General features: G+C 42.3%; 18 protein-coding genes and 1 tRNA gene. 8 read left to right on the top strand and 11 right to left on the bottom strand.

Going from position 1 to position 17,702, the window contains the following annotated elements; all coding sequences use genetic code 11:
- Positions 1 to 771 precede the first annotated feature (771 nt).
- From AKG39_RS03335 to AKG39_RS03325, 3 genes are all read left to right on the top strand, one after another.
- Positions 772 to 1,791 (top strand): PLP-dependent cysteine synthase family protein, encoded by a 1,020-nt coding sequence (locus AKG39_RS03335; RefSeq protein ID WP_050738935.1) that lies wholly within the window; start codon positions 772 to 774, stop codon positions 1,789 to 1,791.
- A 117-nt stretch (positions 1,792 to 1,908) separates the two neighbouring features.
- Complete coding sequence (locus tag AKG39_RS03330) at positions 1,909 to 2,178, top strand: TIGR03905 family TSCPD domain-containing protein (protein WP_242852544.1); 270 nt, start codon at positions 1,909 to 1,911, stop codon at positions 2,176 to 2,178.
- Positions 2,175 to 2,372 (top strand): YwbE family protein, encoded by a 198-nt coding sequence (locus tag AKG39_RS03325; protein ID WP_050738933.1) that lies wholly within the window; start codon positions 2,175 to 2,177, stop codon positions 2,370 to 2,372. Before AKG39_RS03330 ends, AKG39_RS03325 begins: the two co-directional genes overlap by 4 nt.
- 168 nt (positions 2,373 to 2,540) lie before the next feature.
- On the opposite strand, the gene AKG39_RS03320 is transcribed toward AKG39_RS03325, so the two are convergent.
- The 5 genes from AKG39_RS03320 to AKG39_RS03300 all read right to left on the bottom strand — a co-directional run bounded on the left by AKG39_RS03320 (position 2,541) and on the right by AKG39_RS03300 (position 6,458).
- On the bottom strand, positions 2,541 to 3,074 hold the full coding sequence (locus AKG39_RS03320) for a PH domain-containing protein (protein WP_050738932.1): 534 nt from the start codon (positions 3,072 to 3,074) through the stop codon (positions 2,541 to 2,543).
- An 83-nt stretch (positions 3,075 to 3,157) separates the two neighbouring features.
- Positions 3,158 to 3,655, bottom strand: a complete 498-nt coding sequence (locus tag AKG39_RS03315) for a hypothetical protein (protein ID WP_050738931.1) — start codon at positions 3,653 to 3,655, stop codon at positions 3,158 to 3,160.
- Entirely contained in the window at positions 3,655 to 4,296 is a 642-nt protein-coding gene (locus AKG39_RS03310) for a TVP38/TMEM64 family protein (RefSeq protein ID WP_050738930.1), read from the bottom strand. Before AKG39_RS03310 ends, AKG39_RS03315 begins: the two co-directional genes overlap by 1 nt.
- A gap of 63 nt (positions 4,297 to 4,359) precedes the next feature.
- Positions 4,360 to 5,403: an NAD(P)H-dependent glycerol-3-phosphate dehydrogenase gene (locus tag AKG39_RS03305; protein ID WP_050738929.1), complete on the bottom strand. Its 1,044-nt coding sequence runs from the start codon at positions 5,401 to 5,403 to the stop codon at positions 4,360 to 4,362.
- Positions 5,404 to 5,612: 209 nt separating this feature from the next.
- Positions 5,613 to 6,458: a MurR/RpiR family transcriptional regulator gene (locus tag AKG39_RS03300; protein ID WP_050738928.1), complete on the bottom strand. Its 846-nt coding sequence runs from the start codon at positions 6,456 to 6,458 to the stop codon at positions 5,613 to 5,615.
- A 314-nt stretch (positions 6,459 to 6,772) separates the two neighbouring features.
- On the opposite strand from AKG39_RS03300, the gene AKG39_RS03295 reads away from it, so the two are divergent.
- The 3 genes from AKG39_RS03295 to deoC are packed head-to-tail and all read left to right on the top strand — an operon-like array spanning position 6,773 to position 10,038.
- Complete coding sequence (locus AKG39_RS03295) at positions 6,773 to 7,822, top strand: galactitol-1-phosphate 5-dehydrogenase (RefSeq protein ID WP_050738927.1); 1,050 nt, start codon at positions 6,773 to 6,775, stop codon at positions 7,820 to 7,822.
- 5 nt (positions 7,823 to 7,827) lie between these two features.
- Complete coding sequence (locus tag AKG39_RS03290; protein WP_050738926.1) at positions 7,828 to 9,333, top strand: FGGY-family carbohydrate kinase; 1,506 nt, start codon at positions 7,828 to 7,830, stop codon at positions 9,331 to 9,333.
- 39 nt (positions 9,334 to 9,372) lie between these two features.
- Positions 9,373 to 10,038, top strand: a complete 666-nt coding sequence (gene deoC, locus AKG39_RS03285) for a deoxyribose-phosphate aldolase (protein WP_050738925.1) — start codon at positions 9,373 to 9,375, stop codon at positions 10,036 to 10,038.
- A gap of 92 nt (positions 10,039 to 10,130) precedes the next feature.
- Here deoC and AKG39_RS03280 read toward each other — a convergent pair whose 3' ends face one another.
- The 4 genes from AKG39_RS03280 to AKG39_RS03265 form a co-directional block, all read right to left on the bottom strand.
- The gene (locus tag AKG39_RS03280) at positions 10,131 to 10,385 is read right to left on the bottom strand and encodes a GlsB/YeaQ/YmgE family stress response membrane protein (protein ID WP_050738924.1); all 255 of its coding nucleotides are present in this window, start codon (positions 10,383 to 10,385) and stop codon (positions 10,131 to 10,133) included.
- Positions 10,386 to 10,461: 76 nt separating this feature from the next.
- Positions 10,462 to 11,259 carry an ABC transporter permease subunit gene (locus tag AKG39_RS03275; RefSeq protein ID WP_050738923.1) on the bottom strand — a complete coding sequence of 266 codons (798 nt, stop codon included), beginning with the start codon at positions 11,257 to 11,259 and terminating at the stop codon, positions 10,462 to 10,464.
- A 9-nt stretch (positions 11,260 to 11,268) separates the two neighbouring features.
- Positions 11,269 to 12,066, bottom strand: a complete 798-nt coding sequence (locus AKG39_RS03270) for an ABC transporter permease subunit (protein WP_050738922.1) — start codon at positions 12,064 to 12,066, stop codon at positions 11,269 to 11,271.
- Position 12,067: 1 nt separating this feature from the next.
- Entirely contained in the window at positions 12,068 to 12,952 is an 885-nt protein-coding gene (locus AKG39_RS03265) for an ABC transporter ATP-binding protein (RefSeq protein WP_050738921.1), read from the bottom strand.
- Between the two features lie 306 nt (positions 12,953 to 13,258).
- On the opposite strand from AKG39_RS03265, the gene AKG39_RS03260 reads away from it, so the two are divergent.
- Positions 13,259 to 13,936, top strand: coding sequence for an NAD(P)H-dependent oxidoreductase (locus AKG39_RS03260; RefSeq protein WP_083439395.1), 678 nt, complete (start codon positions 13,259 to 13,261; stop codon positions 13,934 to 13,936).
- 16 nt (positions 13,937 to 13,952) lie between these two features.
- On the opposite strand, the gene nrdG is transcribed toward AKG39_RS03260, so the two are convergent.
- Both nrdG and AKG39_RS03250 read right to left on the bottom strand, forming a co-directional pair.
- The gene (gene nrdG / locus AKG39_RS03255) at positions 13,953 to 14,408 is read right to left on the bottom strand and encodes an anaerobic ribonucleoside-triphosphate reductase activating protein (RefSeq protein ID WP_242852545.1); all 456 of its coding nucleotides are present in this window, start codon (positions 14,406 to 14,408) and stop codon (positions 13,953 to 13,955) included.
- Positions 14,392 to 16,737 (bottom strand): anaerobic ribonucleoside triphosphate reductase, encoded by a 2,346-nt coding sequence (locus AKG39_RS03250; RefSeq protein WP_050738919.1) that lies wholly within the window; start codon positions 16,735 to 16,737, stop codon positions 14,392 to 14,394. The genes nrdG and AKG39_RS03250 overlap by 17 nt, the downstream gene beginning before the upstream one ends.
- A gap of 267 nt (positions 16,738 to 17,004) precedes the next feature.
- Here AKG39_RS03250 and AKG39_RS03245 point away from each other — a divergent pair.
- Positions 17,005 to 17,095 (top strand) — tRNA-Ser (locus tag AKG39_RS03245).
- Positions 17,096 to 17,702: the final 607 nt, after the last annotated feature.

Raw genomic sequence — 17,702 nt, 5'->3', positions numbered from 1 at the left:
TGCCTGGGAGGATAGGACGTTGCGGGATTTTTATATTTAATGAAGCCGTGCAAAAAAAATAGATATGTAAGCTTTGATTCAAGTTCACTTGAAATCAAAGCTTACATATCTATTTTTGTTATGGGGCGAAGCCCCATAACGGAGTCGCGGCGCTAGCAGCGACGGAGTTGCACGGCTGCATTCAACGGCAGTAGTGCTACAGGTGATCTAGTCTAACGTCATTTAAGTTCACTTAAAATCAGATGTTACATAGTTATTTTTTTATGGGGCGTAGCCCCACAACGGAGGCGCAGCGTAGCGGAGACGCAGTTTTAGCACGGCTTAAACCGACAGTAGTTTAAAAAGTTGTCCAGGCGATAGCGGAGACGGAGTTGCACGGATTCATTCACCGAAAGTCATGCTACAAGGTATCTAGCCTAACGTAGTGTAAGTTCACTTAAAATCAAAGCTTACATATCTATTTTTTTATAGGGCGAAGCCCGTGACGAAGGCGCAGCGCTAGCTACGACTGAGTTGCACATCTTCATTTAACGGCAGTCAAGCTGCGAGTCATTTAGACGAACGCAGTGTAAGTTTACTTGTGCTTTTATAGCTTCTTTATTTTTTTAACCAGGAGCCATCTGGCGACTGGCGCGACGAAGTCCCAGGGTTTTTAAAATTCAACTAATTCATTCAAATTCTTCCTCTCATAGTGATTAATTTATGTTACAATATTAAATATTATGATAACAGATAATTAAGAAATATAAGCAAGGAAGGCAATTAACTTGAATGGAAAAGCAGGGAAATAATCACAATAAATTCATGGAATTAGAAAAACTTATTGGAAATACACCATTATTGAAAATTAATTTTTTATATAAGGGGCAACCCAGAAGTATTTATACAAAGGCCGAGCATTATAATCTTACGGGAAGCATTAAAGATCGGGTTGCATTGCATATACTAAAAAAAGCTTATGAAAAAGGTGAAATCCATGAGGGCGAAACCATTGTGGAGGCCACAAGCGGAAACACCGGAATCGCATTTACCGCGGTAGGAACTTGTTTAGGACATCCGGTAGTGATCTATATGCCGGATTGGATGAGTGATGAACGAAAAAATCTGATTAGAAGCTATGGCGGAGAAGTTCGGCTGGTTTCACGGGAAGATGGCGGTTTTTTAGGAAGCATTGCCCAATGTGGCGTTTTGGCGGCCGAGGGCAATGCATTCCTACCCTGTCAATTTTCCAATGAAGAAAACAGTCAGGCTCAATATGAACGGACTGCACCGGAAATAGATCTTCAATTAGCGGCATTTGATGTGAAACCCCAGGCATTGGTGGCCGGGGTTGGAACCGGAGGAACCGTAATGGGATTAGGCCGATATTTTAAAGAAAAGAATCCAGAGATCAAAGTTCATCCGATGGAACCAGCCAGTTCACCAACCATGTCCACCGGATACAAGGTTGGCAGCCACCGGATCCAGGGAATTTCAGATGAATTCGTGCCAGATCTGATTAAACTAAATGAATTGGATGAGATCATTGCTGTGGCGGATGGGGATGCCATCATTATGGCTCAAAAGTTATCGAAAGAACTGGGATTAGGGGTTGGTATTTCATCCGGTGCCAATTTTATAGCGGCCATCATCGCCCAGGATTTATTGGAGGATCCCAATGCTGTTGTGGTAACCGTTTTTGCTGATGATAATAAAAAATATCTGAGTACAGACTATGTTGGGGTTGAACCGGTGAAGTCAGACTTTTTGTCCAAGGACGTGAAGCTTCTGGATTTTGAAGTGAGAAAATAATAAAAAATTTCAAAGTAGGGATTATGTTAAGGAAAAATTGGTAGAATGTAAGTTCTTGTTTAGTGAAGTGATACTATTGGGCGTTACGTCTTGTAGATAAAAAATAGATTTAACATTATGAAAGAGGTAAAGATGACGTATAGTTATGTGCCTGAGGGTGTTTGCCCACGGGAAATAAATTTCGAATTAAATGGAGATACAGTTGAAAAACTGTCCTTTGTTGGTGGATGTAATGGTAATTTAAAAGCCTTATCTACCTTAATAAATGGAAAAACAGTGGAAGAGATCAGTACGCTTTTTAAAGGCCAGACCTGTGGGAAAAAAGAAAGCTCCTGTATGGATCAGTTGGTTATTTCATTGGAAAATGCATTGGAGGAAGCCAGATGAACGGACAAAAGCGAAGTGATGTAAAGGTTGGCGGATTAGTTGATATTGTTTTAAAAGCTGATCAGCGAACCGGAAAACTAACCCAGGGCCGGGTGGCCCGACTGCTCACAAAAAGCCCCACGCATCCCCATGGTATTAAAGTCATGCTGACGGATGGCCAGGTTGGACGTGTTGCAAAGATCCATGAAGGCTAATTAGAATAGAACGCAAAAGAAGGACTTAACTACTAAGTGCGTCCTTTCAGATTGTAGACAAAATAGAAAAGTAAGTCCTGTGGACAACGATTTATCATTGTCCACAGGACGAGTTTGTCGACGAAAACAAAGGACGTACCTGCCAGGTACGTCCTTTGTTTTTGCTTATTATTGTATGGGTTTTATGTTCTCGCTAAACGATTTTAAAAATTGATCAAAGTGGTCTGGTCCCAAAATAAGGGGTGTACCAGTAGTTTCAACATATATTGCCTTGGTGCCATTAAGAAAAACCTGGGCCTCAGTACCATTTTCCAATTTAAAAATTCCTTCCCGGTAATTACGCATCTCGGTGCCGACCACTTTGGATTTAATAGCATATTGGGGCTGGGTTTCGATGTCAATAAGCGTGGCGGAAAGAACCGTATCGCCGGTGTAGGTCACAAAGGTCATGCCGCTAGGAAGTCTGAGCGAAAGTTCGTTGTTTTTGATGGTAATTCCGGAGATTAAGGGAACCACCACAAATAGCCCTAAAATCAGAATGGAAAAAAATCCTCCGACGACCATTTCCCGAATAGCTTTTCCCCGGAGTTCAGGAAAAGATTTAAAGGTAAATATGGCTTTTCCAATAATCACCAGAGCCAGTACGAAAAGTACGAAAAAAAGCGGGTTAAACGAACTTAAAATAGAAATAAAATAATTCATTATCTAGTTAACCAGAGATGCAATCCAAAAGGGAGTGCGACCACCCTTCTTGAATTTTGATGAAAATGCAGTAAAAATGAATGTCATGATTTTTTTCCTTTCGTTACTTCATAGTTTGAGAGTTCAATTGCCAGATCAGAGGGCATCTTTGCTCTGAGATTCCCGATGGTTACATTATAATAGAAATAATTGATATTTTCAAGGATAGAAAAACCATAAAGGATCAGTCCAAAAATATTCATGGGAATAAATAACATACCTTGATCAACGATTAAAAGATAGATACAAAATATGGGATACGAAAAAAATAAAACACGGTTTGTTTTTTTGAAAATACTGAAAAGTGGCATTACCCAGGGATAATCAGTTCCGGGATTTTCGGCAAGCCGATAGCGGTAATACCAATACCCGGCGCTTTGAAGGATAATAAAAATAAGGATGGAACCCGGGATAATAAGCCTGATATCCAATTGCCCCATGGATGAATCAGACAGCATGTAAATCAGGGAGCCACACACAAGAACAGTAACCAGTTCACTCATATATAATCGATTGAGTTCTTTTTTTGATTTTTCTTCCATTAACGGCTCCTATTGGTTGATTTGTTGGTTGGTTGATCGGGTGAAAGTTTGTTTTCTTTTTTGCTGTGATGAATGAAGGTATCCAATCGCTTGCGATTTAAATAGAGGACCAGGACAAAAACAGCATAAAGTCCAATGGCCACAATAAATTGGGTAGGATTATCGGCCATAACACCGGCACCAACCATGGTATTGAGAAAAACACTGGGGCTGCGGCCCAGAATTACAATAATTAAAAAAGTTTTAAATTTCATCGGTGAAAGACCGGCAATAAAGCAGAGAATGTCATCCGGAAATAATGGGAACAAAAATATTCCAAAAAGCACGGCATTAAGCTTTGATTCCTTGATATTGTCATATTTGTCCATTATTTTAGGGCTGGCAAATTTTTCGACAAATGGTCGTCCAAACCGCTTTGACAGAACAAAAACAAGTGCGGACCCAATCAGGGTGCCAGACATGCTTAACAAAAAGCCCCAAAATGTTCCAAAAATGGCGCCGCCGACTAAACCGACGGTGCCGCCTGGGATTGGTGCAATAATAATTTGTAAAAGCTGCAAAACAAAAAACGCCAATGGCGTCCATACGCCAAATTGTAAAAGAAAAGCCTGCACGGTTTCCAGGGTTGAAAAAATTTCCATAATTTACCTCGAATATCTTTCACACATTCTAGCATAATTTGTTTAAATCTGCTTTAGGATGGGCTAAATTTTTTCGGTTTCAAAGGATTTCCAAGGAATGTCAACAGCAGCGCCATTATTGATGATATTATCGACATGAATAAGGAGCGGAAAATCACTTAAATCAATAATCCCTTTTTCTGCCAGACGACGGACACTTCGGGCCGTACGGGTTGCAATGACAATGGATTCCAGCGTGACGCCCTCCAATTCGGAAATGGCGTCATCGAATGAAAAACCACGACCCAATAAAGCACCTATTTTCCGGGTTCGGCCACCAAAAATTGTGACATATAAATCCCCGGCGCCATAAATAATGTTGTCTTCATGCCCGCCCATTAATAATAGAAGGTTTTTCATTTCTTTCATGCTTTGCCCAAAAAGAGCCGCTTGGGAATTAAAATGCTGAATGCCGGTACCATCAGGGCCTTGGGCCAATCCAACGGCTAGGGAAACCCCCAGGGCATAGACATTCTTAAGGGCCACCGCACACTCAACCCCAATCACATCGGTTGAAAGACTGATATGATAGTAGGGAGATTCAAATAATTGTTTAAACATTCTCAGTATTTCGATATCATCCCCACAGAAGGCAACGGCTGAGTGATCCCCATCCGCCAGTTCATAACTGGTACAGGGCCCGCCAATGGCATTAATTGAAAGTTTTTTACCCTGAGGGAGCTTACTGGCAAAGTAATGGGGGTAGGTAATCATCGAGCCATCTTCAAGATCAATCATTCCTTTGGTTACTGAAAGCAGAGGTATATTCTCAGGAATAAGGGGCAGAATATTATCGGCGAACCAGTCAACCCCAAAACTGCTCACCCCACAAAGAACGGCATCGGCTCCGTCTAAAGCAGCAGTGATTTCCTCAATTTGATAATATTTAACGCCTTTGGGAGGCAATTGTCGTTTCAGGGTGGCGTGAAAGCCGGTCTTTCGAGCCACGTCGATAATATCGCGATCCAGAGGGGTGCCGACAAGGCGCACTTGATGGCCGTTTTGAGTCACCGGAAAGGATAAGGCCGATGCCATTTGTCCGGCACCAACAAAAGTAAGAATACTCATAATTTAAGACTCCTTTAATTCAATTTGTTAACCGTGATAGTGTTATCAATTTAGAATATAGACAAAGCAGAAAAGTAAGTCCTGGGGACAATGGTAACATCAGTTGTCGGCATCATCGCGCACAGGCGATAGCCTGTCCGATCATGCAGCCGACAACGATTTACCATTGTCCCCATGACGATTTCAAAAAACAAACCGTGATAGCGGGATCAGGTTTTGCTTAATCCAACCGCATCCCGGGACTCGCTTAAAGCATCAAAGTATTCGGCCTCGTTGCGCATAAAAGCACAAAGGTACAGAATATCGATGATCGCCAGCTGAACAATGCGTGAGGCCATGGCTTCCGAATGGTATTTTTTATCATTGGTTGAACTGGATAAGAAGATATCCGATTTCTGCGCCAGGGTTGAATTGCTAAAACTCGTCAATCCAATAATTTTCGCCCCCTTTTTTTGCGCAAGGGAAACTGTGTTTAATACTTCAAGACTTTCACCGGTATGTGAAACAGCGATTAACACATCATCCGAGCTGGCATGGGAACAGATAATATTCATAAGATGGGGATCCGGATAGCTGCAGACATTCAAACCAATTTTAGCAAATTTATGCATCGCATCCGCAGCAATCGAAGCCGATGCCCCGACGCCGTAAAACAACAGACGCTTGGAAGACATAATGAAGTCAAGGGCCTTTTCAATGACATCATCCTTCAGATAATAATCCAAATCATTGATAGCTGTGATGGTGTGTCCAATAACTTTTTTCTTAATAGAACCAATGTCATCATCCCCCAGAATTTCTTCGATAATACTTTCCGCCGGGCTGCTTGAGAACTCTTTGGCTAAATTGATTCGAAAAATCTGATAGGAACTGTAATCCAATTTTTTCAGCAGGCGCATAACCGTCGTTTCACTGGTATTGCATTTTCTCGCAAGATCCGTTATAGAAAGCAATGATACCGTGTCAGGATGATCCAGGATATAATTTGCAACGACCTTTTGAGTACTTGAAAAAAGATTGTATTTTGTTCGTAAAGCAGTGAGCAATGAAATCAACAGAAACAGCCTCCTTATTTAATTTGTAGTATCATTATACGTTAAATCCGTGGGTTTGTAAATTACTGAAAAAAGAATTCGTTAAGAATTAACGCATGGGGGGTTGACAGCGTTTGTTTATGGTGGTAGAATAAGTTTAAAATCAACGGTTGCAAACAAAAGAGCGTTAACATTAAACGAACTGATGATTTTCAAAAGCAGGATACTTTATTCTGCTTAACTATTTACCTTAAAAGAAAAGGTTTTCATTCAATGGATTTTTATGTCAGGAAGCTATTTTAATTTAAGTGACTATTTTCATTTAGGAGGAAAATATGAAAGCAGTACGTATGTATAAACCAGGTGATTTACGAGTCGAAGAAGTTGACCTACCGATAGTCCGGGCGGACGAGGTAATGGTTAAGGTTCGGGCGGTTGGACTTTGTGGTTCAGATATTCCCCGAGCCCTCACCTATGGCGCCCATGTGTCACCAATCATTATTGGCCATGAATTTTCCGGTGAAATCACCGAATTAGGCGCTGATATTAAAAAATTCAAGGTTGGCGACAAGGTGGTTGTGCCACCGTTGATTCCCTGTTTTGAATGTGAATGGTGCCAAAAGGGAAACTACTCTTTGTGTGAACATTATGACTACTATGGTTCACGACGTGACGGTGCTTTAGCTGAATACGTTGCGGTTAAAGAAGGCAATCTGTTAAAGGTTCCGGATAATGTATCCTTTGAAGATGCGGCTACCATTGATCCTTGTGCCAATGCGTATCATGCTTTAGCCCGGGCCAATTTTCAGGCCGGCGATTCAGTTTGTGTGGTGGGAACCGGTCCAATCGGTCTTTTCGCAGCACAATACGCCAAACTGGCTGGAGCATCCCAGGTCATTGCAGTGGATGTATGGGATGAAAAATTAGCCATTGCCCAAAAAGTCGGCGCCGATGTGATTATCAACTCATTGAATGAAGATGCGGTTGAAGCAGTCAAAAAAGCCACGGACGGCAAAGGTGCCAATATCGTCATTGATTTTTCCGGAGCCCCTACGGCTCAGAAACAATGTATCCTGATGGCCAGTAAAATGGGTCGGGTTGTCTACCTGGGCATTTCCCATAAGGGTTTGGACCTCAGTGAAAAAGAACTGGATACCTTAATGCGAAGTCAGTTAAGCCTGATCGGTTCATGGAATTCTTTTACCAGTCCTTATCCTGGTGAAGATTGGACCGAATCTCTTAAAATGTTTGCTGAAAAAGGCATGACCGCTAAGGATATTATCAGTCACCGTTTACCTCTAGATGAAGTGCCTAATGTGTTTGCTGAAATAGCCAAAGGCGGTTATTTTTACAATAAAATAATGTTTTTTCCATGGGGGGAATAATTAAAATGAATACTGCTAAATATTTTATGGGCGTTGACACCGGAACTCAGAGTGTCAGAGTGGTTGTTACCGATATTAAAGGTACTGTTATTTCAGGGGATGAACAAGTCTACGAGACTTTTTATCCTCAGGCCGGCTGGGCAGAACAGAAACCGGGTGACTGGTGGAAGTGTTTTAACGAAGCCACAAAGAATGTCATGGGCTCTTTGTCAAAAGAAATCAGACATAATATTCAGGCATTAAGTGTTTGCTCAACCTCATCAACAGTTGTGCCCATAGATGTAAACGGTAACCCGTTAACCGATGCCATTATGTGGATGGACACCCGGGCTAAAAAAGAAATGAAAATCATCAATGCCACCAAAAACCCGGTACTGGAATACAGCGGCGGAGAAGATTCGGTTGAGTGGATGATTCCCAAAGTGTTATGGCTTAAAAATAACAAAAAAGATATTTACGAACAAAGTTATAAAATCATTGAGCAACTGGACTGGATGAACTACCAGCTGTGCGGAAAATTTGCCACCTCTATTTGTAATGCCACCTGTAAATGGAATTACATTGAATGTGAAGGCGGCTGGAATGAAGAATTCTTTAAACAAGTTGGTTTGGAAGATTATGAAGATAAACTTGTCTTAGACGTTAAACACGTTGGCGAATTGGTTGGGACGGTCATCCCGGAATTTGCCGATCGCTATGACATCAACCCCGAGATGAAGATTGTTCAAGGTGGCATTGATGCCCATATTGGGATGCTGGGTCTTGGCGTTGCCAAACCCGGTAAACTGGCCATGATCATGGGAACCAGCTTCGTTCAACTGGCCTTTTCCGAAAAGAAATTAAACCTGGCCGGCATCTGGGGACCTTACAATAACGCCATTGTCCCCGATCAATGGTTGCTGGAAGGCGGACAAATTTCAGCCGGCTCCATCATTAAATGGTTCATGCGTGAATTTGATCTTTCCGCTCATGAAAACCCCTATGCTTATATGAATGATTTGGTGGCCAAAATACCTGCCGGCTCTGAAGGATTAGTGGCGCTGGACTTCTTCCAGGGAAACAGGACACCCTACAAGGATGCCAACGCTAAAGGGGTTATTTACGGCTTGACCCTCAGCCACACCAAAGCCCATATTTACCGGGCCTTATTGGAATCCGTGGCGCTCGGCACCAAAAACATCATTGATAACTTCGAAGCCCAGGGCTGTCCCATTGATATTATTGTCGGCTGCGGCGGCGTCACCAAAGACGCAACCTGGATGCAGATTATTTCGGATGTTACCGGTAAACCGATTATCGTTACCGAAGATGCCAGTGCCAGCGTACTGGGTTGTGCCATCGTTGCCGCGGTTGGATGTGGAGCCTACGAAACCTTTGATGCCGCTACCAATGGCATGGTTAAGGAAGCTTACTCGGTACAACCAAACAAAGAATTGTACGACACCTACCAGGAAGTTTTCAACACCTACACCGAAATTTATGACAATTTAAAAGGCATCATGGCCAAATAAAGAATTTACCTATAAATTCAAGAAAATTAGGAGAAAAAAATGACAAACAAGGAAATTTTAGCACACATCGATCATACCCTTTTAAAACAATTCGCAACCTGGGAAGACATCCAGACGATCTGCAATGACGCCATCGAATACCAAACCGCTTCAGTTTGTATTCCACCTGGCTATGTTAAACAAATCAAAGAAACCTACGGCGATAAGCTTAATATCTGTACGGTTATCGGTTTTCCGCTGGGTTACAATACAACCGCCGTCAAGGTTTTTGAAGCCGTTGATGCGGTTAAAAACGGCGCCAATGAAATTGATATGGTAATCAATATCACCGCGCTGAAAAATAAGGATTTTGACTATGTTCAAAATGAAATCGCAGAAATAAAAAAAGCCATTGACGGCAAACTACTTAAGGTCATTGTGGAAACCTGCTTCCTGACCGAAGCAGAAAAGGTAACGGTTTGCCAGCTGGTAACCAATGCCGGAGCAGATTATATTAAAACATCAACAGGTTTTGGCACCGGTGGAGCCACCATCGAAGATATCCGGTTATTTAAAGCCAACATTGGTCCAAATATTAAAATGAAGGCTGCCGGCGGGGTTAAAAGCGTCGATGATCTGATTGCCTTTATTAATGAAGGCTGTTCCCGAATTGGAACCAGCTCAGCCGTTAAAATGCTAAAAGGTGAAGAAGTTAGCGGCTACTAAAAATACATAAAAAAGCATCAACAATAAAAGCGTCCTTAGGCCATTGGCCTAAGGACGCTTTTTAAGATGCGAAAGATTTCGCATTGTTTGTGTCAGTTTCCTTTTGTAAAAAGATTAATGATAAATAAGAGTATGGCAGCGCCAATAAAAGCTACAAAGATACTCCAAAGATTAAAACCGGTGACGCCGGTGCCTCCGAAAAAGCTAAAAACAAAACCACCAATCATTGCGCCTAAAATACCCACAACAATGTTTTTTATCAAACCCATGCTGGCATTGTTTTTTGTGATGATGCTGGCCAGCCAGCCAGCCAGACCACCAAGAACAATCCACGCTATAATTCCCATTAATACACTTCCTTTCTTTAATTGTATGTTATTTAATATACCCGTTAATTCAAAATCTAATCTAACAAGATAGGGATTAAGTACTTAAATCCCGTTTATTGAAGATCAGATAACACAAAGTGGTTAAAATGAACGTTACTACCAATAAAATTCCAACAGAATTTAGGGAAAGCGTGCCATCAATCACCAGCATCTTGGCATTGAAATATTTAAACGGCGTGAGATATTTTAAAATGTCAAAATTAGCATTTAAATCTACCGCAACCGACAAAAAGAATGTTCCCAGAATAATCCCGGCGGCGGCGGAAGTTGCAATCTTTGTGGTTTTTAGCGAAGCACCGAGCATGGCACCCAGGGCTAAAAAGAACAATTGCAGCACAAAAAGAGCAACCATGGTAATGGCGACCTTGTCTACAAGTCCATCACCATTATTGTACAGCCCAATAAAAAACACCGAAGCCCCAAAAGTAACCAGGTTGAAAAACAGAATATTGACAACGCCGGCTAACAGTTTAGGTGTAATGACTTCATGCCTCTTTACCGGCCTCGAAAAAAGAAAATCAGCACTGTGATCTCGTTCTTCTTTTGAAACCACCACCGCACCGAACATCACCGCATGGACCGCCGCTAAAAGCATAAAGTACAGAAAGAATACTGAATAAAATCCGGCGACCTGGGAAATATCCGTGGAACCCATACCAAAAACCACCAGTAATTCCTTCGGAAATCCTGCAAACAGACTGTTAATATCTACTCCGGAATCCGCAAATCCTTTATATTTCATCATGCCGGCAAAGATAATAAAAACTTGGGCACAACTCCATATCAGCAGGGATTTATAATTCGCTTTGAGTTCTTTGAAAAAAATATTCATAAGAGCCTCCTATATTGACGGCAAGTCTTTTTTAGCGAACAAATAGAACGTTAAATAGACAAACAGAAATACTAAAAAAGTCCACACGACGAGATATACAGAATCATAACTCATCGTTTTTGAAATAGCAGCGAGAGCAAAATAATCAAAAGGTGAAATATAACCAAGCTTGACATCCTTTAAAGTTTCATTAAGTAAAAAGATAATATAAAACAAAAATACCACCCCCATGCTAATCGGGAGTACTGTTTTAATCCGTCTTAAAAAAGCCGAGATAAAAAATCCGAAACTGGCGAAAAAAATCTGAATAAAAAACAAAGTTCCGGTCAACAGCAGGTAAAGGTTGTTATCATAATCGGCGGTACTGATCATTTCCAGAATCAACCGGGAGGCAATGAAAAATACCGCATTTATAATCACAATTTGAACAAAAACAGCCATCATTTTCATTGAAACAATCCGAAATCGGGAAACGGGCTTGACAAATAGAAAATCACCGGTTTTTTCTCTAACCTCCGATGAAAGAACTGAAACGCCTAAATTCATGGCCTGGACAGCTCCGGCCAGGAGAATATAGGTCATCGCAAAGGGATAGAAACCCATAACCGTATCTAAATTTAAATTTTCAGCAGCAAAGGCACGTCGAAATTCAACGGGAAAACTGTCGAAAACCTTCTGGAATTCTGCCAGTTGATCGGAGATGGAGACATACATCAGCATAAAGAGCAGAAATACTCCGATTAACGAGACGCACCAGACGATTAAGGATTTCCGTCCCATTTTAAGCTCTTGCTTTAAAATGTTCATATCAGTTCTCCTTCTGGTAGTAGTGCATGAAGATCTCTTCCAGGGTTGGCTCCTCAACCAGCATATTGCGCAGCACCTTGCCCTGAAGGCGGTTGATTACTTTATTAATATCCCCTTTATAAAGAAAATGAAGGGTAGTTTCCTCCTGGGTCAGACTCGTAATGCCTTCAAAGCCAAATGCAGCCGGATCAACGACATTTTCGAATTCGATGGTGAATTTTTTATAATTATGCTGGCGCATATCCTGAAGGTTTTCGACCTTGACAATACTGCCATCCTTAATAATGGCCACCCGGCGGCAGAGCTTTTGAACCTCGGTGAGGATATGGGAAGAAAATAAGACGGTTGCGCCTTTCTCATTTTCGATACGAATTAAATCAAAAAATTTCTGCTGCATTAAAGGGTCTAAGCCACCGGTGGGTTCATCAAGAATAATCAGCTTTGGCTCATGCAGTAAGCCCTGAACAATTCCCACCTTCTTTTTATTGCCGTAGGACAGGTCGTCGATGCGTTTATTCAAATCCAAATCCATGGTCTGAGACAGGGTTTGAATCCGGGACATGTCCACATCATCGTAAAAGCTGGCTGAATACTTGAGGACCTCAATAACCTTCATATTTTCATAATAAAAAACTTCGGAAGGGAGATAACCGATGTCTTTTCGTATTTCCTTACCGTACTTAATACAGTCTTTGCCAAAAATGGTAGCAGTTCCGCTGGTTGGATAAATAAGAGATAGCAGGGCCCGAATGGTAGTGGATTTACCGGCGCCATTGGGTCCGATAAAACCAAATATTTCTCCTTTTTCAACCGAAAAGGATACATTTTCAATACCGCGATGTTTACCGTAATACTTTGTGAGTTGATTAATTTCAATTACATTCATAACTCTCCTACTTTCCTTTGAAATATCAGTTGAGACAAATCACTTTCATGATTGTGACTGGGTTGTTTAGCCCGGGCACTTGAAAAACAAGCATCAGCCTTTGTTTGGATTATGAATGATTATATACCCCAGATTAGGATCATTCAACCATTTTCAAGGGTACAATAGCCATGGTATTCATAAAAAAGAGGTTTGTAAATTTTTAGTGGGTAAACTTTTAGATTATGGGAATATAGTATAATGATTTACAAAAGAAAATAGGTTCAATAACCTAGCGGTTAAAAACAAATAACAGGAGATGAAGTGATGAAAGATCAACAGGAAATGAGAGAATTGATACTGGATACATTTAACAATCGGTATACCTGTAAGGGTTATGATAACACGAAGAAGGTATCCGATGAGGATTTCAGGGTCATTATGGAGGCGGCCAGGCTTTCACCCAGTTCTATGGGGCTGGAACCATGGAAATTTGTGTTGCTCAACAATAAAGACATCAAAGAAAAAATAAAACCCTACTCCTGGGGTGCAGAAGTGAGTCTTGACGGGGCAAGTCATTTTGTGCTGATTCTGGCAAGAAAACAAAAGGATATGAAATATGACTCGGACTATGTAGAGTATATGATGAATGACATTCAGCATTTTACTGATGAATTAAGAACCGCCAGAAAAAATAAGTTAAAAAGCTTTCAGGAAGATGATTTAAAATTGCTGGAAAACGACCGGGCCTTTTTCGACTGGTCCTGTAAACAGACCTACATTCCCCTGGCCAACATGCTTACGGCCGCCGCCCTGCTCGGAGTTGATTCAACCCCAATGGAGGGCTTCGACAAGGAAAAAGTCGAAAAAGTTCTCATTGAGGAGGGGGTCTTAGATCCCGAACATTTCGGGCTGGCCACCATGATTGCCTTTGGGTATAAAAACAGGGAGCACCGACCGAAAACAAGACGATCCCTGGAAGAAGTCATGGAAGTCGTCGAATAAGCGGCTGCCAGAAAAATTACAGTGAGATAATCCGTTGGTTGCGGCTGCCCCGAAACTGAAGGGAAAGATCCCGCTGTGAATGGTCATAAGGCCCGTCAATCAGAATGTCGGTTTCAGTTAAAAGTGCCGTAATATCCGGATCGTTTATATCCAGTAGAGCCTCCAGGGTGTAGCCTGTATAGGTGACCACATCCAATTTCAGGGCGTGAATCTTTTTCGCAAGCTCCGCCAGAACACCGGCCTGGAGAAAGGGCTCGCCGCCGCTGAAGGTGACCCCCTGGAGTAGGGGGTCTTCGGCGATCTGACTCAAAAGCGCATCACAGTCCATCAGCATCCCACCCTGCCTGTCATGAGTTTGGGGGTTATGGCAGGCAGGGCAGTGATGATCACAGCCCTGGGTATAAATCACATAGCGCAGGCCGGGGCCATCCACAATGGATTCTTCGAGAATGGAATTAATCCGTAATTGCAATCCCATGTTTAAGGCGGCTCCTTTCTTCAGCCCGCTTGGCGTTGTTCCAGCGGTCCATGGTACCAACCAGATATCCGGAGATCCGGCGAATGCGTTCAAAGCTTGGCTCACCGTCAGCTTCGGTGCGGTGGCATTGGGGACAGTCGCTGCCGATAATGCCATTGTAGCCGCAAACCGGATCCCGATCCACCGGATGGTTAATCGATCCATAGCCCATGCCAACTTCTTTCATGTATCGGATGATTTTTTCAAAGGCATCGGGATTGGCGGTGGTATCGCCATCCAGTTCTACATAGCTGATGTGCCCGGCATTGGTCAATTCGTGGTAAGGCGCTTCCAGACTTATTTTTTTATAGGCCTTAATGGGGTAATAAACTGGAATATGGAAAGAGTTGGTATAGAATTCGCGGTCCGTGACGCCGGGGACAGAGCCAAAACGTTTTTGGTCAATGGCCACAAAACGGCCGCTGAGACCCTCCGCCGGGGTTGCCAGCAGCGTGAAGTTAAGTCCGGTTTTGAGGGATTCCTCATCCATCCGGCGGCGCATATGGCCGAGAATAGCCAATCCCAGTTCCTGGCTTGCGGGACTCTCGCCATGGTGTTTGCCGGTAAGGGCTTTGAGGGTTTCCGCAAGACCGATAAAACCCATGCTCAGAGTGCCGTGTTTAAGCACCTCATCGAGGCTGGCGTCGCGACCCAGTTTGTCAGAGTCAATCCAGACCCCCTGTCCCATCAGAAACGGGTAGTTTCGGCCTTTTTTATTGGACTGAATTTTAAAGCGATGGAGCAGTTGTTCCACGACAAGCTTAATGCGTACATCGAGAATGGCATAAAATTTTGCCAAATCCTTGTCTGCTTCCAAAGCAATCCGGGGAAGGTTTATCGAGGTGAAGCTCAGGTTACCCCGACCGCAGGTGACCTCCTGGTTTTGGTCGTAATGGTTCCCCATTACCCGGGTTCGACAACCCATATAGGCAACTTCGGTGTTGTAATCCCCTTCCTTGTAATACTTAAGATTAAAAGGGGCATCAATAAAGCTGAAATTTGGAAATAAACGTTTGGCAGAGGTTTTCAGCGCCAATTTAAAAAGATCATAGTTGGGATCATCAGCATTAAAATTGATACCCTCCTTCACCTTGAATATCTGAACCGGAAAGATGGGCGTTTCACCATTTCCCAAACCCGCATCGGTGGCGTGAAGAATGCTTTTAACAACCATCCGGCCTTCGGCAGAGGTATCTGTGCCGTAATTGATGGAACTGAAAGGCACCTGGGCACCCGCCCGGGAATTCATGGTGTTAAGGTTATGGATCAAGGCCTCCATGGCCTGGTAGGTTGCTTTTTCAGTTTCCTTCATAGCCGTTTCATAGGCGAAGGCATTGGCTTTAAGAGCATCCCCGGCAGTGATGGGTTCCTGATTTGCCAAAATCGGATTGTTTAAAAACCAAAGCGAAAGGGCCTTGCCGAGGGATGTTTTATGCCCCAGTATGACTTCGTCGTTGAGCGTATTCCTGATTAGCGGAATAATTGGTGCGACAATAGCCAAATCCAGATTAAAACGAATCTGAAGGTAGTCAGTCAGGGCCTTATAATAAAGCTTGCGAAAGGTCTTGGCCACGCCAGGAGCCATGGAATAATCAAAATTAGGCACACTCTGGCCACCATGCATTTCATTTTGGTTAGCCTGAATGGCAATACACCCAAGGGAAGAGTAGCTCCGGATATCGTTGGGTTCTCTTAAAAAACCGTGACCGGTGGAGAAGCCGCCTTGAAAAAGTTTGAGCAAATCAATCTGGCAGCAGGTTTCGGTGAGCATATAGAAGTCTTTGTCATGGATATGGATATCGCCAGAGGTGTGAGCCTGGGCAATTTCCTTGGGTAGAATATAATTGTCGACAAAATATTTAGAGCTTTCGGATCCGTATTTCAGCATGGTTCCCATGGCGCTGTCGGCGTCAATGTTGGCATTTTCCCGTTTAAGATCCGCATCTTCGGCATAGCGAAAGGTCAGTTCCTTGTAAATGTTCATCAGGTCACCTTCGGCTTGGCGGGTTTTGGCGTGTTCCGCCCGGTAAAGGATATAGGCCTTAGCCGTCTTGGCATAATTGGCGGAGATCAGGGTTTCTTCAACAAGATCCTGAATCTGTTCCACGGTGGGGATTCCCAACGGTTCAAGCTGGGAAATGACCTGGTCGGTTAAAGTCTGAAGATCCCGGTCGATCATCGAATCTCCGGTTACATTGATATTGGCTTTATAGATCGCAGTACTGATCTTCTGAAGATTGAAAGGGACTTCCTGTCCATTGCGTTTAACGATTTTTTCTATCATAGTGCTCTTTTCTTTCAAATATTATTAGCGATTCCCAAAGGGATAAAGCTTAAAGTGGCAAGCACAATAATACTATATATAGTTATAATTGTCAATAATAAACTATATTTTGTGGTTTTCGAAAAATAGAAATGGAATTGTATTTACGAAAATAAATTGAGTGGAATTTTTGCGAATTTTCAATGGCAAAGAAAGCATTGACTTTTAAATCAGAATACCGTATAATCATTGAGCATGTAAAAATAAAAAGTTTAACGAAACAACCTTGGAGAGATGTCTGAGCTGGTTGAAGGAGCACGCCTGGAAAGCGTGTGTACACGTAAGTGTACCGAGGGTTCGAATCCCTCTCTCTCCGCCATAATAAAACCGCATAATAGCAGCCTTGAGGCTGTTTTTTTTATACGGTTTTGGAGTTTTCCCTTTAATTTACTCGTTGCAGATTTTCGCACTTGTACGAAGTGCTTATAAAAAAAAAAGTGAGCCATGTAACTTGGATAGGTAATTGAAAATAAATAGCAGAAAAATTATATGGATATAATAAACAAGGCTTTAAAGAATGATTAATAGGAGAGGACACCAGGTTATCTTTGCATAAAAAAGTTTGCAATTAGTTGGCCTTCGATGCCAGGGTATCGATCAATTGATTGACAAGGAATTGATTGTTTTTTAAAGCGCTTAAAAGCAATAGATGGCATAATAGAAAGGTTTGTAATTATTATCTTGTCAACTGGTTGATCAATCGCTTGACAAGAAATGTAGTTTAAAGTGGTTGAATCGAAGCATCTGATGAGTGCTTTTAAAAAGTGAATGTTAGTTATTGAAAGGAATCGATAAACAGAAAAAGGTGTTTATAATGTAAGTTGAAGTAGATGCCGATAGTATGATAGAATTGGCCTAACAATAACAGCGAAAAGAGGAAAACACATGGCCGAAAGCATAATTGACATAAGATTCAAGAGGGAGAC

The sequence above is a fragment of the Acetobacterium bakii genome, assembly GCF_001263355.1.
GTDB lineage: Bacteria > Bacillota > Clostridia > Eubacteriales > Eubacteriaceae > Acetobacterium > Acetobacterium bakii.
This window is presented reverse-complemented; position numbering and strand designations above follow the sequence as displayed.

Bases quoted from the DNA above. Each gene is read 5' to 3' on its own strand.
- AKG39_RS03335 (WP_050738935.1), top strand. From the start codon at position 772: ATGGAAAAGCAGGGAAATAATCACAATAAATTCATGGAATTAGAAAAA.
- AKG39_RS03330 (WP_242852544.1), top strand. From the start codon at position 1,909: ATGAAAGAGGTAAAGATGACGTATAGTTATGTGCCTGAGGGTGTTTGC.
- AKG39_RS03325 (WP_050738933.1), top strand. From the start codon at position 2,175: ATGAACGGACAAAAGCGAAGTGATGTAAAGGTTGGCGGATTAGTTGAT.
- AKG39_RS03320 (WP_050738932.1), bottom strand. From the start codon at position 3,074: ATGAATTATTTTATTTCTATTTTAAGTTCGTTTAACCCGCTTTTTTTC.
- AKG39_RS03315 (WP_050738931.1), bottom strand. From the start codon at position 3,655: ATGGAAGAAAAATCAAAAAAAGAACTCAATCGATTATATATGAGTGAA.
- AKG39_RS03310 (WP_050738930.1), bottom strand. From the start codon at position 4,296: ATGGAAATTTTTTCAACCCTGGAAACCGTGCAGGCTTTTCTTTTACAA.
- AKG39_RS03305 (WP_050738929.1), bottom strand. From the start codon at position 5,403: ATGAGTATTCTTACTTTTGTTGGTGCCGGACAAATGGCATCGGCCTTA.
- AKG39_RS03295 (WP_050738927.1), top strand. From the start codon at position 6,773: ATGAAAGCAGTACGTATGTATAAACCAGGTGATTTACGAGTCGAAGAA.
- AKG39_RS03290 (WP_050738926.1), top strand. From the start codon at position 7,828: ATGAATACTGCTAAATATTTTATGGGCGTTGACACCGGAACTCAGAGT.
- deoC (WP_050738925.1), top strand. From the start codon at position 9,373: ATGACAAACAAGGAAATTTTAGCACACATCGATCATACCCTTTTAAAA.
- AKG39_RS03280 (WP_050738924.1), bottom strand. From the start codon at position 10,385: ATGGGAATTATAGCGTGGATTGTTCTTGGTGGTCTGGCTGGCTGGCTG.
- AKG39_RS03275 (WP_050738923.1), bottom strand. From the start codon at position 11,259: ATGAATATTTTTTTCAAAGAACTCAAAGCGAATTATAAATCCCTGCTG.
- AKG39_RS03270 (WP_050738922.1), bottom strand. From the start codon at position 12,066: ATGAACATTTTAAAGCAAGAGCTTAAAATGGGACGGAAATCCTTAATC.
- AKG39_RS03265 (WP_050738921.1), bottom strand. From the start codon at position 12,952: ATGAATGTAATTGAAATTAATCAACTCACAAAGTATTACGGTAAACAT.
- AKG39_RS03260 (WP_083439395.1), top strand. From the start codon at position 13,259: ATGAAAGATCAACAGGAAATGAGAGAATTGATACTGGATACATTTAAC.
- AKG39_RS03250 (WP_050738919.1), bottom strand. From the start codon at position 16,737: ATGATAGAAAAAATCGTTAAACGCAATGGACAGGAAGTCCCTTTCAAT.